The organism is Chitinophagales bacterium (assembly GCA_041392475.1).
Classification (GTDB): domain Bacteria; phylum Bacteroidota; class Bacteroidia; order Chitinophagales; family UBA2359; genus JAUHXA01.
Map to the genome: position 1 here is coordinate 2,014,131 of JAWKLZ010000001.1, position 14,462 is coordinate 2,028,592.

12 protein-coding genes are annotated in these 14,462 nt (G+C 40.9%); 7 read left to right on the plus strand and 5 right to left on the minus strand.

What is annotated here, in order from left to right; all coding sequences use genetic code 11:
- Nucleotides 1–23: 23 nt before the first annotated feature.
- Nucleotides 24–782, minus strand: a complete 759-nt coding sequence (locus R3E32_07395) for an SUMF1/EgtB/PvdO family nonheme iron enzyme (protein MEZ4884531.1) — start codon at nucleotides 780–782, stop codon at nucleotides 24–26.
- A gap of 529 nt (nucleotides 783–1,311) precedes the next feature.
- Here R3E32_07395 and R3E32_07400 point away from each other — a divergent pair.
- Nucleotides 1,312–1,851 carry a cob(I)yrinic acid a,c-diamide adenosyltransferase gene (locus R3E32_07400; GenBank protein MEZ4884532.1) on the plus strand — a complete coding sequence of 180 codons (540 nt, stop codon included), beginning with the start codon at nucleotides 1,312–1,314 and terminating at the stop codon, nucleotides 1,849–1,851.
- A gap of 82 nt (nucleotides 1,852–1,933) precedes the next feature.
- Here R3E32_07400 and queA read toward each other — a convergent pair whose 3' ends face one another.
- Complete coding sequence (queA, locus tag R3E32_07405) at nucleotides 1,934–2,983, minus strand: tRNA preQ1(34) S-adenosylmethionine ribosyltransferase-isomerase QueA (GenBank protein MEZ4884533.1); 1,050 nt, start codon at nucleotides 2,981–2,983, stop codon at nucleotides 1,934–1,936.
- Nucleotides 2,984–3,083: 100 nt separating this feature from the next.
- On the opposite strand from queA, the gene R3E32_07410 reads away from it, so the two are divergent.
- A complete protein-coding gene (locus tag R3E32_07410) occupies nucleotides 3,084–4,343 on the plus strand; it encodes an ABC transporter permease (GenBank protein MEZ4884534.1) in 1,260 nt (419 codons plus the stop codon).
- A 19-nt stretch (nucleotides 4,344–4,362) separates the two neighbouring features.
- Here the strand turns inward: R3E32_07410 and R3E32_07415 are convergent, their stop codons facing one another.
- A complete protein-coding gene (locus R3E32_07415; protein MEZ4884535.1) occupies nucleotides 4,363–4,785 on the minus strand; it encodes a VOC family protein in 423 nt (140 codons plus the stop codon).
- Between the two features lie 267 nt (nucleotides 4,786–5,052).
- Entirely contained in the window at nucleotides 5,053–6,696 is a 1,644-nt protein-coding gene (gene bshC / locus R3E32_07420; protein ID MEZ4884536.1) for a bacillithiol biosynthesis cysteine-adding enzyme BshC, read from the minus strand.
- Nucleotides 6,697–7,001: 305 nt separating this feature from the next.
- On the opposite strand from bshC, the gene R3E32_07425 reads away from it, so the two are divergent.
- Genes R3E32_07425 through R3E32_07435 form a run of 3 tightly spaced genes read left to right on the plus strand, consistent with a single transcriptional unit; the run spans nucleotide 7,002 to nucleotide 10,328 of the window.
- On the plus strand, nucleotides 7,002–7,463 hold the full coding sequence (locus R3E32_07425; protein ID MEZ4884537.1) for a carboxypeptidase-like regulatory domain-containing protein: 462 nt from the start codon (nucleotides 7,002–7,004) through the stop codon (nucleotides 7,461–7,463).
- 11 nt (nucleotides 7,464–7,474) lie between these two features.
- Nucleotides 7,475–8,068, plus strand: a complete 594-nt coding sequence (locus R3E32_07430; protein MEZ4884538.1) for a carboxypeptidase-like regulatory domain-containing protein — start codon at nucleotides 7,475–7,477, stop codon at nucleotides 8,066–8,068.
- A 58-nt stretch (nucleotides 8,069–8,126) separates the two neighbouring features.
- Nucleotides 8,127–10,328: a von Willebrand factor type A domain-containing protein gene (locus R3E32_07435; GenBank protein ID MEZ4884539.1), complete on the plus strand. Its 2,202-nt coding sequence runs from the start codon at nucleotides 8,127–8,129 to the stop codon at nucleotides 10,326–10,328.
- Nucleotides 10,329–10,572: 244 nt separating this feature from the next.
- Here the strand turns inward: R3E32_07435 and R3E32_07440 are convergent, their stop codons facing one another.
- On the minus strand, nucleotides 10,573–11,133 hold the full coding sequence (locus R3E32_07440; protein ID MEZ4884540.1) for a type 1 glutamine amidotransferase domain-containing protein: 561 nt from the start codon (nucleotides 11,131–11,133) through the stop codon (nucleotides 10,573–10,575).
- A gap of 314 nt (nucleotides 11,134–11,447) precedes the next feature.
- Between R3E32_07440 and R3E32_07445 the strand changes: the two genes are divergently transcribed.
- Together R3E32_07445 and R3E32_07450 are read left to right on the plus strand one after the other, a co-directional pair.
- The gene (locus R3E32_07445; protein MEZ4884541.1) at nucleotides 11,448–13,784 is read left to right on the plus strand and encodes an acyl-CoA dehydrogenase; all 2,337 of its coding nucleotides are present in this window, start codon (nucleotides 11,448–11,450) and stop codon (nucleotides 13,782–13,784) included.
- A gap of 84 nt (nucleotides 13,785–13,868) precedes the next feature.
- A complete protein-coding gene (locus R3E32_07450; GenBank protein MEZ4884542.1) occupies nucleotides 13,869–14,336 on the plus strand; it encodes a nuclear transport factor 2 family protein in 468 nt (155 codons plus the stop codon).
- The last annotated feature ends 126 nt before the right edge of the window (nucleotides 14,337–14,462 follow it).

The following is a 14,462-nucleotide window of genomic DNA, read 5'->3' on the forward strand; positions in this document are numbered from 1 at the left end:
GAGCGTAAGAGGGCAAAGGGTAATTAGTACCAGGAGAAACGACATCCGAGGCTGATGTAGCGATTGTAGTGGAAGCTCCAGTAGCGGAAAGCCACACGGCAGAAGTCGTCAATGTAGTCCCAAGACCCGCCACGAACCAAGCGGCGATTTTTGTAACGTTCATCCTCCAACTTACAAGCTGTTCCATCCATCGGAATTTTACTACGGTCATCATTCCAAATATCCTCACACCATTCCCATACATTGCCACTCATGTCGTACAAGCCCAAAACATTCGGCATTTTTATACCTACTGGCTGAGTAGAATTGTGGCTGTTTTTGTCATACCAACCCACTTCTTTTAGGTGGTTGCTCCCTGCATAGCGATAGGGATATTGCTGCCAATATTTACCCCCTCGTGCCGCATACTCCCATTGGCTTTCGGTCGGTAGGCGAAAGCGTTTGCCTGAAGCGGCATTGCGCTCCGCTATTGCAGGAAGGGCATTGAGTGTGTCCAAGAACCCTTCCTTTTCGCATATATCATCCCAACTCACTCGCTCTACGGGATGTTTTGACCCTGTAAAAGCACTGTGTTCATTCGCTTCGCCCATCACCGCTTTCCATAGTTCGTTCGTGACGGGATATTGGGCGATGTGGTAGTCTTCTTTGAAGGTAATGGGAATTGGGTCGTCATATTGACCATAGCCCATTTGGTAGCTGCCCGCTTCGATGTGTACCATTTCGATGGGGATGCCGTTGGCGTGGAAGGTTTTGGTGACGATGGGGATTGTTGTGGTTGTCATGGCAGCAAGATAATAAATTATCGCAAATTCTCCTTTTTGTTGTAAACATTGGTTTACAGAATGTTTACAATAGGAGTTTTTGGTGTTTACATACCCATTTTTTTGCCGAAAAAAAGAAAAAATCCATTGTGTTGTGGTCGTAAATTTCAGACAAGAACTATCTTAGTTCGCTTTGCCCATGACTACTTTCCAGAGTTCATTCGTTACTGCATTTTTGGCGATGTGATAGTATAGGTCTTCACATTAAAAAGGAATAAATCGCAACCCACCCCTGCCCCTCCAAGGAGGGGAATACTTGTACCAAGTGGGAAATTCCCCTCTTGGGAGGGGTAGGGGTGGGTTTAAGTAATATAAACAATCAATGCGGAAACCAATAATAAAAAGATATTTTTCAACTATGGGAACTATTTACTGTTATTGAGGAAAGTAAGAACTTATATGTTGCCTAATGAGTCCATTTAGGTGTACCTTTGTTCTGCAGATAAGTAAATCCTATTTTCACTCATTTACCTAACCCGCAAAGAGATACATGAAAATTTATACAAAAACAGGAGATGACGGAACGACTATGTTGTTTGGCGGAGGAAGAGTTCCCAAACACCATTTACGCATTGAAGCTTATGGCACCGTAGATGAATTGAACTCTTATATTGGTTTGGTTAGAGACCAAGCGATTTCTGAGCATCACCGCCAAATATTGAAGCAAATACAAGATGCCTTGTTTACGATTGGTGCAAATTTGGCTACAAATCCCGAAAAAAATAAAGTCAAAACGCCCGATATTACAGAGGAGGACATAGCTTTGTTAGAGAGGGAAATGGATGCGATGGATGAGGTGCTTCCAGCATTGAAAAACTTCATCTTACCAGGCGGACATACTACTGTTTCCTTTTGTCACCTAGCGCGTTGTGTTTGCAGAAGAAGCGAGCGTTTGTGTGTAGCATTGGCGGAACAATCACCTGTTGCAGCGATTCTTGTTCAATACCTCAACCGTCTTTCGGATTACTTGTTTGTATTGGCTCGAAAAATTGGGGCAGAATTGGGAGCAGAAGAAATTGTTTGGAAATAGGAAGATTCCTAATTATAAAATGGTGTGACTGTGAACTATCTCACTATCACACCATTTTCGCTATTGCTCAACAATCATTCTATCAAATAATCAACATCGCATCGCCATAAGTGTAAAAGCGATAACCATGTTTGATGGCTTCTTTGTAAACTTTTATAGTTCTGTCATAACCCAAAAAGGCAGAAACCATGATGATAAGACTAGACTTTGGCAAATGAAAGTTGGTAATCATAGAGTCTGCAATATGGAATTTATGAGGCGGGTAAATAAACAAATTTGTCCATCCTTCAGAAGTTTTCAACAAGCTTTCTGCTGATACAGAAGATTCTATGGTTCGCATGGTCGTTGTTCCAACTGCACAAACTCGCTTGTTGAGTTTTTTTGCTTTGTTCACAACTTCAACGGCTTCAGGCCCTATTCTGAAATATTCCGCATCCATTTTGTGCTTCGATAAATCTTCCACTTCAATACTTCTAAAAGTACCTAAACCAATGTGTAAGGTTACTTCTGCAAAATGTACTCCCTTGATTTCAAGTCGAGTCATCACCTCTTGACTGAAATGCAAACCAGCTGTAGGTGCAGCAACTGCGCCTTCCTCTCTAGCATAAATCGTTTGATAACGCTCATCATCTAATGCCGTAGGTTCTCGCTTAATGTACTTAGGAAGTGGTGTTTGCCCAAGGCTTTTAAGAATTTTTCTAAATTCTTCATTGGTGCCATCAAATAGGAAACGAATGGTACGTCCTCTTGAAGTTGTATTATCTACTACTTCCGCCACTAACATATCGTCATCGCCGAAATACAATTTATTGCCTACTCTTATTTTTCGAGCAGGGTCGACCAATACGTCCCAAAGGCGAACTTCTGTGTTCAACTCCCTCAACAAAAATACTTCTATCTTTGCTCCTGTTTTTTCTTTTCTTCCAAACAGACGAGCTGGAAATACTTTTGTATTGTTCAATATAAATGCATCGTCTTCTCCAAAATATTCAACAATATCTCTAAAATGTCGATGCTCTATTTCTCCCGTATCCTTGTGAACAACCATTAATTTTGAGCCATCACGGTACTCTGTCGGTTCTTTTGCTATTAACTTCTCTGGTAAATCGAAGTTAAAAGCAGATAGTTTCATTTTTGCCAATTTCTCTCACTTTTTGATTAGACCTGCAAAGGTAAAATTTTTAATGCTGATTGTCTAACAAAAAAATCCCTATATTTGTTACAAAGAAATTATGCTTACGGTCATTAGAATTTTTATTGAAGGTATTCGCTTAGCCTTACAAGAATTGTGGGCGAGCAAAATGCGCTCCTTTTTATCTACATTGGGGATTACTATTGGTATTTTTTGTGTCGTTTCTGTCTTGATGGTCGTAGATAGTGTAGAACGCAATGTCAAAGGCTCTTTTGAAAAATTGGGTGATGACATTGTTTATATCATGCGTGAACCTTGGGACGAAAATCCTGCCGAAAATTGGTGGAAATACATTCGCCGCCCTTTCCCAAACTACAACGAATTCAAAGCTATACAAGAAAAAGTAATTGGAGCTGAAGCAACCGCCATTCGGATTGTCATTCAGGGCAAGGACATCAAATACAAAAACAATACGCTCGAAAATGTGGTCATGGTGGCAGGTTCTCACGAATTTGGAGATATTTTCAATATGGAGTTTGAGAGAGGACGGTATTTTTCAATGTTAGAATCACAACTCGGCAACAATAAGGTGATTGTCGGTCACACCATTGCCCAAGAACTGTTTCCCAATATAGACGACCCTACTGGCAAAGAGGTGAAAATAATGGGTCGAAAACTTTCCATTGTCGGCGTATTGAAGGAAGAAGGCAAAAGTTTGTTGGGGGATGGGATGGACGAAGTAGCGATTTTACCCTACAATTATATGCGTCGATACATTGACATCAATAGCAAAAGAGTGACTCCTGCTATTTGTGTGAAAGCAAAAGAGGGCGTTCCTACCCTGCAATTGAAGGAGGAAATTAGAGGTGTACTGCGGGCTAAAAGGCGTTTGAAGCCCAAAGAGGACGACGATTTTGCGATGAACCAAATGAGTATTTTGCTCGGTTTTATTGACAATATTTTCAACTACATCAACGGTGCTGGCTGGCTCATAGGTATTTTCTCTATTCTCGTGGGTGGCTTTGGCATTGCCAACATCATGTTTGTATCGGTCAAAGAACGCACAGGCATCATCGGCATCAAAAAATCATTGGGTGCTAAAAACCACTATATTTTGTTTGAATTTTTGGTGGAAGCCATTTGCCTCTGTTTGGTAGGAGGATTGGCAGGACTACTTTTGGTCTATGGATTGGCTGCAATAGGAAATGCAGTTACAGACTCTTTCGAGTTGGTTGTCAGTTCTCAAAACATTGGTATTGCATTGGGTCTTTCACTCGGTATTGGTGTCGTGTCTGGACTGATTCCTGCCATTAAAGCATCTCTCATGAATCCCGTTGAAGCCATTCGACAAAACTTTTAGGAAAAAAATAGACAAATGCCTATTTCGCAAACAACTGGCCAATATCTTTAAACGCCTTAAATTCCAAGGCATTACCAGAAGGGTCTAAGAAAAACATCGTAGCCTGCTCCCCTACCTGACCTTTGAAGCGAATGTAAGGCTCAATGATAAACTTCGTGTCGTTTTCCTTCAATTTGTCCGCCAACTTTTCCCAATCTTTCCACGACAACACTACGCCGTAATGCGGTACAGGTACATCATGACCGTCCACAGGATTGAAGTGCAAACTGGCGATTTGGTCTTTGGGCTTCAAATGTGCCACAAATTGATGCCCATACAAATTGAAGTCTATCCAATGCTCCGAAGATCGTCCTTCTTCGCAGCCCAATAAGTCGCCGTAAAAACTCCTCGCTGCCTGCAAATCGTGAACAGGTACGGCAATGTGGAAAGGGGGTATATTCATGGTTGAAATTGTTAAATGGTTTGATTGTTAAATGGTTTGATTGTTGTTTTTTCTGTTCTGCTGAAAGCATTTTGTGGATTCGATGGACAAAATTCAGTGACCGTAGTTCTTATGAACATCGTATTGAACAAATCAAACTTCAAATATCGTCTATCGTACATCCTAATCCTACATGATTTAGGAAGTTTGATTTTGTTTTGAAAACACGACAAGGAATAAATTGGCAACTTAATAGTTTTAGCGACCAATCACCAGTCACTAAATACCCTACGTATCCACCAAAACCGTAAATTTTTTCTCCAACGGAGAATCCAAATTTTCCTTCAAAGTCTCGATAAACGCATCTCCATATTTGAAGTGAAAAGCAATCAAATTATCCTTTCGCTCCTGCAATGAATCACTTGGAAACAAGTTGTCCTTCAAGGTGCGAATTTGTCCAGTCGCAATGTCGAAATTTCGTTTTTCGGCACGCAACAATTTGGCTTCCAAACGCTCCATCGCATTGATGGTTTTCTTCATTTCTCCCACCACAGCCGACTGCAAACTTTGGTCAATCTCCACCGCCTTCTTCAAAATACTCTCAAAAGCACATTCCACCTTTTGCTTTTCGGTGTAAACATTCAGTTGATTCTCAGAATTTTCTTTCACATATTCCACCACCAATTTCTCCGTATTCCGAAACAAATTAACCACATCCAAACCCGATTTTTCCATCCGATTGGCATTGCCTTTGTCAATCCACAGCACCGAATTTCGCAGCACCAACATCGGATAATTCACCCCATAATGGTCAAAAACCCCCTGCAATTGCAGCCAATACGCCACTTCTCCGCCACCGCCAATATACGCCAAACAAGGCAGCACTTTTTGTTGATAGACAGGTCTTAAAATCACATTGGGGCTGAACCTTTCGGGACGCACTTTCACCTCCTCCAATATCTCGGCTTCAGTAAAACGAATGTCAGTGTCCACCACTTCAAAGCGTTCCATTTCAGCGTTCCACTCGATGCGCTGCCGCAATTCATCGGTTAAGTAAAAGAAATTGATATCCCTCGCAAAAGCCTGACCGTGATAGCCTTTTTCCTCCAATTGTACATTCGTAGCCTCCACCAAAGCCTTTGAAGGTCGCTTCAACAGTTCTTCTTCAATGATTGGCACAAAGGTCTTGCGAAGTTGGGCATCATCTTGGTCAATCACCAATAAACCATATTTCCCAAACAACTCGTTGACAATAAATTGAGTCGCTTTCCCCAAAGTCGGCTGCTCCAAATACGCTCGGCGAAACAATTGAAGCGTAGCCCCTGCCCTATCGCTATCGCCCAAAATCTCAGCTACTTGGTCAAAAGCGCCCTGCAAACTTTCTGTAGAAATGCGCCCCATTGCCGAGTCTTTGCCCTCCACATCTTCCCAAACGATTTTGTTTCCAAACAAATTGATGTGGTTGATTTCTGCAAAATCGTGGTCTTCGCTCCCCATCCAATATACTGGCACAAAACGAAAATCGGGATAGGTTGCCTGCAATTGCTCTGCCAACACAATCGTACTCAATATTTTGTGAACAAAGTACAAAGGACCTGTAAATAAGTTGGTTTGGTGTCCTGTAATGATGGTAAAGGTGTTGGAGTCTGCCATTGCAGCGATGTTCTCGGCTACTTTTGAAGTACAATCCAAATCGGCGTATTGCTTTTCAAAAACAGCTTTGAGGTTTTCCCTATCGTAGTCTTTTGCAGCCGTATTTTCGATGACTTCTTTGAAGGCTGCCAATTCAAAAGGATATTTGTAGAAGGGTTTAAGTGATTCATTTTCTGCCAAATAATCTACTATGAGTCCAGAAAAATAACCTGTCTTTTCGAAATCAAGTAAATGCTTTTGTACGATAATAAGTGGTGAGGCGGTTGGATTCGCTGTCATGAATTGTTGTGGTTGTATTTATCGAATAAGAAAAACAAAGCAATAACATTGAAGGGAGGGGAAATTGTTTAGCATATCCAAGAATTTAAGTTTTGAAGCGATTTTCCTCTTTTTTTGTCTTTTCAACTCAAGCATCTATAAATTCCTATTTTTCAACCAATTAACATATTTTAACTTATCCTTCAATTCGTTAATATCTTTGGGTATTTCTGCAAATACGATATGATAAAGCCTTCCAAATGTATTTGCCAAAACTGCTATTTTCATTGATCTTTGTTTCATCATCTTAACAAAAATCCATCAATATGAAAACTTACTATTTTCCTTTGTTTTTATTTCTTCAATATTGTTTGTTCACAAATCTCTACGCCCAAACGGGTGAAATACAGGGGAAAGTAACCGATGCCGAAACAGGGGAAACCTTGCCTTTTGTGAATGTATCCATTGACATCAATGGAAGTTTGATAAATACAACGACGGATTTTGATGGAGTGTATAGTCTAAATTCAATTCCCTACGGCACATACACAATTACCTTTGGATATCTCTGTTACGAAAGAATCTCAATTGAAAATATTGAAGTAAGCCAATCATTAGCCAAAGAAATAGACATACAACTATCACTCAACAAAATTATTGAAGGTTGTGAGTCAATCACTAATTGTCGCTTTTGGAATCCTCGGCTCATGAGTTCTGACGAAGGAAGGTCAGGCATTACCATCATCCAAAACAGCAGAGGTCATTTTGATTATTTTAATATTCGGTAAATTCTACTTTTATGAAACGCTTATACTTATTACTATTGCTTCAAATTGGACTATTTCTAAGTACTTATGCACAAACTGATATTATTCAAATAAAAATATTGGATGCTATTGAAGTGATAGACTACCAAGTTCCTGTATTGGATTCTAACCTTACTACATCTGGTTATACAATCATCACCCATCCAATGAAATTATTGCCGATGCGTAAAAATAACACCATTACAAATAATTCATTCAAAACCAATCAAAAATCATTAGGTAACATAAAAGGTAAAGTAACCGATGCTGAAACGGGGAAAAGCACGCCATTTGTCAATGTTACGATTGAAGTAAATGGAAACACGGTCGGAACATCAACTGATTTTGATGGTATGTATAAATTGGATTCTGTTTTTGTCGGATTTTATACGGTAACGTTTAGTTCTGTTGGTTATGACCCGCTAAAAATTGACAGCATTGAAGTACATAAAGACAAGACAACCTTTTTAGATGCAAAACTAACAACAAGGAATCTTTGCCAAGGAGTACCCGAAATACCCTTATGGAAGCTAAAAAAAATGCAACGTAAAGCTAAAAGAATGGAGCGCAAAAAAGAAAAACAATGAGTTTCAAATTTACTTTAAATTGCAAATAAATTCACAAACCAAACCAAAATCCATCAATATGAAAAACGCAATAATTTACATTCTTTTCGTCTTCCTTCAAATCTGTTTGTTCACAAATCTCTACGCCCAAACGGGTGAGATACAAGGAAAAGTAACCAATGTCGAAACAGGAGAAACCATTCCTTTTGTGAATGTGTCAATAGATATAAGCGGCAATTTAGGGGGAACAACAACTGATTTTGACGGTATTTACAGTCTCACCTCTGTTCGCCCAGGGCTTTATACCGTTACATTTAGCTATGTAGGCTATCACACCAAGCAAATAGAAAAAGTACAAGTCAATGCTAACAAAACTACTTTTTTAAATGCTCAATTATCTATAAGTGGGGAACTATTGGACATCGTTGAAGTAGTGGAATACAAAGTTCCGCTTTTGCGTTCTGACCAAACTTCAACAGGTCAAACCGTTACCTCGGAACAAATTCAATCCATGCCTACTCGCAATGTAAATCCCATTGCAGGAAGTGCTGCAGGAGTATATCAAGCAGACCGAAGCAGCAATGTCAATGTAAAAGGTGCAAGAAATCAAGCAACAGAGTACCACATTGACGGAATCAAAGTAAGGGATTCCAACCAATTCCCAAATACTGCAATTGAACAAACTCCCGTAATAATAGGAGGTATTCCTGCAAAATATGAAAATGCGGAAGACTACCACAATCAGACCAAAGAAGAGCGTTTTATGCGTAATCCTCAAATAGAAAAACCAGAGGAGATAGAAGCACAACAAAGCTACAACGCCAATCCTTACCCCTACAAAAATGTCGTTGTAGAAAATCCATTCCTCCACATCCAAAACGCTCCTCTTTCTACCTTTTCGATTGATGTGGATAAAGCAGCGTATAGCTACCTCCGAAGCACGCTCAATGCCAATGCCTTGCCTTATCCCCATGATGTCCGCATTGAAGAAATGATCAACTATTTTGACTACGAATACCCACAACCACAAACAGAAGTACCCTTTTCGATTACCACAGAACTAACGGATTGTCCGTGGAATCCGAACCACCAACTAGCTTTGATTGGGCTGCAAGGTCGGGAAATAGAAATGCAGCAAGTTCCGCCTCAAAATTTGGTTTTTTTGATGGATGTATCGGGTTCAATGAGCAGCGAAAACAAATTGCCTTTGCTCAAAAGTGCTTTCCGATTGTTGGTCGGACAGTTGCGACCACAAGACAAAGTGGCGATTGTGGTCTATGCAGGGGCAGCAGGTGTGGTGTTGAATCCGACCAACGGCGACCAAAAAACCACCATTTTGGATGCACTTGGAAAACTCGAAGCAGGTGGCTCAACAGCAGGAGGCGCAGGCATTGAATTGGCTTACGATTTGGCGTACCAAAACTTTGAATCGGGCGGCAACAATCGGGTGATTTTGGCAACCGATGGCGACTTCAATGTAGGCACTTCTTCGGATGATGAATTGGTGCGGCTCATTGAAGAAAAGCGAAAAACGGGTATTTTTCTGACCGTTTTGGGTTTTGGAATGGGTAATTACCAAGACAGCAAAATGGAAAAACTTTCCAATCACGGCAATGGAAACTATGCCTATATTGACAACTTCAAAGAAGCCCGAAAAACCTTAATCAATGAATTGAGTGGCACTTTGTTCACCATCGCCAAAGATGTCAAATTGCAGGTTGAGTTCAATCCCAAAGAAGTACAGGGCTACCGTTTGATAGGTTACACCAATCGAAGATTGGCAGACGAAGACTTCAACGATGATACCAAAGATGCAGGAGAAATGGGCGCAGGTCATTCGGTGACAGCTTTGTATGAAATCGTTCCTGTGGGAGTTGCTTTTGAAGACTCTACTTCAACTATCGACCCGCTGAAGTACCAAAAACAAAAAGCTGAAAAAACCAGCAATGCCGCCAATAGTGGTGAGATTTTGACGGTCAAAATCCGCTACAAAGCTCCAACTTCTGACACCAGCACCAAAACCGAAAAAGTATTGACCAAAAACGCACACACACTTTTTGAAGCAACTTCCGAAAATATGCAATGGGCTTCCGCTATGAGTGCTTTCGGGATGTTGCTGCAAAACAATGAACTGCAAAATGATTTGGACTATGAGGATGTTTTGAAAATAGCGAGAAAAGCAATGGGCAGTGATAAAAATAGCTACCGAAAAGAGGCGATTGACATGATTCAGAAAGCGAAAGCATTGACCAAACAAGCGGAGAAAACGGCTGAACAATAACGCATAATAAAACACAATCAAATCACTATGGCTTATTTATGATATTTTCAGATAAGCAATACTGGCTAATTTTTCTCACAAGTTAAGAGTCTGTTATCATACCATAATACAGAGGTTTGTATCATAAGGTACACCTCTGTTTTTTTATTCTTATTGTTTGCAATCACTCATACAAACTGAAACCAAAAAAGCCCCGTCTTTGGACGAGGCTATATGGCTAAATTTAAAAATCTGAATATAATAATTAGACCATTTGTTCAGCGTGTTTCCCTTCTTTGATTTCTTCAATCATTTTGGCATTAAAGGCTGGTAAATCATTGGGATTTCTACTCGTAACCAAACCATTATCTACTACCACTTCTTCATCTACCCAAATAGCACCTGCATTTTTCAGGTCGGTTTTGATAGAATCATAAGAAGTCAGTCTTCTACCTTCTACCACACCTGCTTCGGTCAAAAGTTGAGGAGCATGACATATAGCAGCAACAGGCTTATGGGCTTCAAAAAAACTACGAATAAATTCAATTGCATCTTTGTTCATGCGAAGCTGGTCGGGATTGATGACTCCTCCTGGTAATACAAGCGCATCATAATCATCAGAACTCACATCCGATAGTTTTCTATCCACACTGTACGATTTCCCCCAGTTATCGGTAGCCCAAGACTTGATGCTGCCGCTTTCTGGTGATACAATATGTACCGTTGCATTAGCATCTTCTAATGCCTTTTTAGGCTCTCTCAATTCGCTCTCTTCAAAACCATTTGTAGCCAATATCGCCACTCTTTTATTGCTTAAATCTTTCATTCTTTTAAATTTTTAAGGTTATTAATCAATTGGTATAGTAGTAATTAAACAAAAAAAAAGGAAAAATGTTTACTGTCTCCGTATTTCCCTCAATTCTTGTCCAACTTCAATGTGAATCCAATAATCAACTGAGATAGCACAACGGATTGTATCAAAAGAAAACTACTACTTTCATTTTTATTTCAACGAATCTGAACTTTTTGTATTCATCTGAGTTCACAAAGTAGAATGGAATTATTTCTTTCACTGCAAAATGCTTGGTTAAAACCCAAGCTACTTTCTACTTTCATACTCCGTGTTCAAATTTTGCTGCTATGAACCAAAACCCCATGCTTCCTCGACAATTCTCCGAACTCCCTGCCCTACTCCCTTTCCTCCCCATGCTCTATGTAGCGTGGGCAGATGCCGTATTGACTCCCTCCGAAATCAATTTGATTCGCACCAAAATTGAAGCTCAAGGATGGCTAAACGAACCGACCAAAGCCATTTTGAAGAAATGGTTGGACCCTGCAAATCCACCTTCTCCTAGAGAATTGAAGGAGTGGCTCAACATCATCAAAGAGTCTGCACCCAACATTCAGCCCCATGCCAAACAAACTTTGGCAAATTTTGGGATTGACATCGCCCGACTAAATGGTTTTCAAGAAGAAGTATCGGCTTGTTCTGACTCCAAAGCCAACCTTGCTTTGTGTCAAATTGAAGAGGCATTGGGCGTTGTCAGTCAAGAAGCGTTTGATGAAATGATGTCTGCAACAGACCCCCAACACAGTCCTACAAATGTCTCCACGATAAAAGAACCTTCTGCTCCCTTCAATGTCGAACTGCTACAACAAATACTCGATGGTGACTACCACAGCCTCCGAATGAAAGCACGAAAAATACTGAACGACCCTGCTTTTGCTTTGACGGTAGAGCAAGACAAAGAAGCTTTTAGAGAACAGACCTTGGTTTGGTCTAAGCTATTAGCAGACCAAGGTTGGGGCGCATTGGCTTATCCCAAAAAATACGGTGGTCAGGACGATATAGAACAATATTTTGCAGTCTTCGAAACGATGGGCTACCACGATTTGAGTCTTGCTATCAAGTTTGGAGTCCAGTTTGGGCTTTGGGGTGGCAGTGTTCAGTGGTTGGGTACAAAATTTCACCACAAATGGCTATCGAAAAAAATCGGCACATTAGAAATCCCTGGCTGCTTTGCAATGACCGAAAATGGACACGGCTCCAATGTGCGAGAAATAGAAACAACTGCAACTTATGATGCTGCAAATCAAGAATTTGTCATCCATACTGCTACGCCCGATGCCTTCAAAACCTACATCGGTAATGCGGCAGTACATGGTGAAATGGCAACCGTATTTGCACAGCTCGAAACCAATGGCGAACGCTATGGCGTTCACGCCTTTGTAGTACCGATTCGAGACAAAAACGGCAAGGTGTTGGAAGGAATACGCATTGAAGACAACGGTTTGAAGCTGGGATTGAATGGCGTGGACAATGGCAAAATTTGGTTTGACCATGTGCGTGTTCCCCGTCAAAATTTGCTGAATCGCTTTGGGGATGTGGCAGAAGACGGAACATATAGCAGCCCAATAGCGAGTGAATCCAAGCGGTTTTTTACCATGCTCGGCACACTCGTTGGCGGTCGAATTGGCGTACCCAAAACGGCTTTGAGTGCCACCAAAACTGCTTTGACCATTGCCATTAAATATGCCTTGAAAAGGCGGCAATTTGGGGCGGCAAATGAAGCGGAAACTTTGTTGCTCGATTATCGCAGTCACCAACGCCGACTACTGCCCTATCTCGCCAATGCTTATGCCTATACGTTTGCGCTGCAATATTTGACCAAGCGGTTTGTGAATCGCAGCGAAGATGATGCACGAGAGATTGAAGCTTTGGCGGCTGGATTCAAAGCCGTGGTGACTTGGAACACAACGGCTACCATACAAGAGTGTCGAGAAGCCTGTGGAGGACAAGGATATATGGCTGAAAATCGCTTTGCAGCATTGAAGTCCGATTCCGATATTTTCACCACCTTTGAAGGTGACAACACCGTTTTGCTGCAATTGGTGGCAAAGGGTCGTTTGTCCGAATTTAAGCAGCAGTTTCACGACATGAATTGGTTTACGTTGGTGAAGTTTTTTACCTCCAATGCCATTGCCGACTATTTGGGTTTCAGCCCACTGACTACTCGAAATACAGACTCCAAACACCTACGCAGTTCCAAATTTCACTTGCAAGCTTTTCGCTTTCGAGAAGAGGATTTGGTGCGTTCGGTGGCGCAAAGGTTGAAGCGGCGCATAGACAGTGGCATGAATTCTTATGATGCGTTTATTGAATGTCAAACGCACTTGATTACCATGGCAAAAGCGTATATTGACCGAGTGGTTTTGGAGCAATTCATCGAAAAAGTGTATGCTTGCAAGGATGAACCTACTCGTGAAGCGTTGAAGCAAGTTTGTAAACTGTATGCGCTGCAAACGATTGAAAAACATAGTGCTTGGTACCAAGAACAGGGCTATATCGAAAGTGGTAAATCGAAGGCAATTCGTCGGGAGGTAGATGCTTTGTGTTTGCAGGTTCGAGACAATGCGCTGGATTTGGTGGCCGCTTTTGGTGTGCCTGAGCAGAGTTTGGGAGAATTGGTGGATTAGATATTTGATAATCAAATAAATCAACAAATTATTTATTTCAGTAGTATCGCTGCGACACTATTTGTAGAACTATCATTAAAAAAAATGAACAACCTAATCGAACAATTCTACACTGCCTTCACCAACCTTGACGGGGACGGAATGGCGGCTTGTTACCACGATAATATCGTATTTGAAGACCCTGCATTTGGAGTTTTGAAGGGCGAAAAAGCGAAAAATATGTGGCGAATGTTGTGTCAATCTCAAAAAGGTCAAAACTTTGTGGTCGAGTATTCTGATGTGAACACCTTGAAAGACAAAGGTTCAGCACACTGGGAGGCGCACTACACTTTCAGCAAAACGAACAGAAAAGTCCACAACATAATTGACGCTGAATTTGAGTTCAAGGATGGAAAAATCATTCGTCATACTGACCACTTCAATCTCTACAATTGGTCGAAACAGGCTTTGGGTTTGCAGGGTTGGCTGCTGGGTTGGACTCCGTTTTTTAAGAAAAAACTGAATGAGCAGACGAATGGGATGTTGAAAAAGTTTGAAGAAAAGATTGTTTGATTTTTCTTATTCTAACTAATTCTGTGGAATACCTTTAAGTCTATTATTTGAACGAAGGAGGCGAGATATTTTTTGCTTTTTTAGTCTAAAACCTAAAAGTAAAAAGCCCCAAAGAAATACAATTCT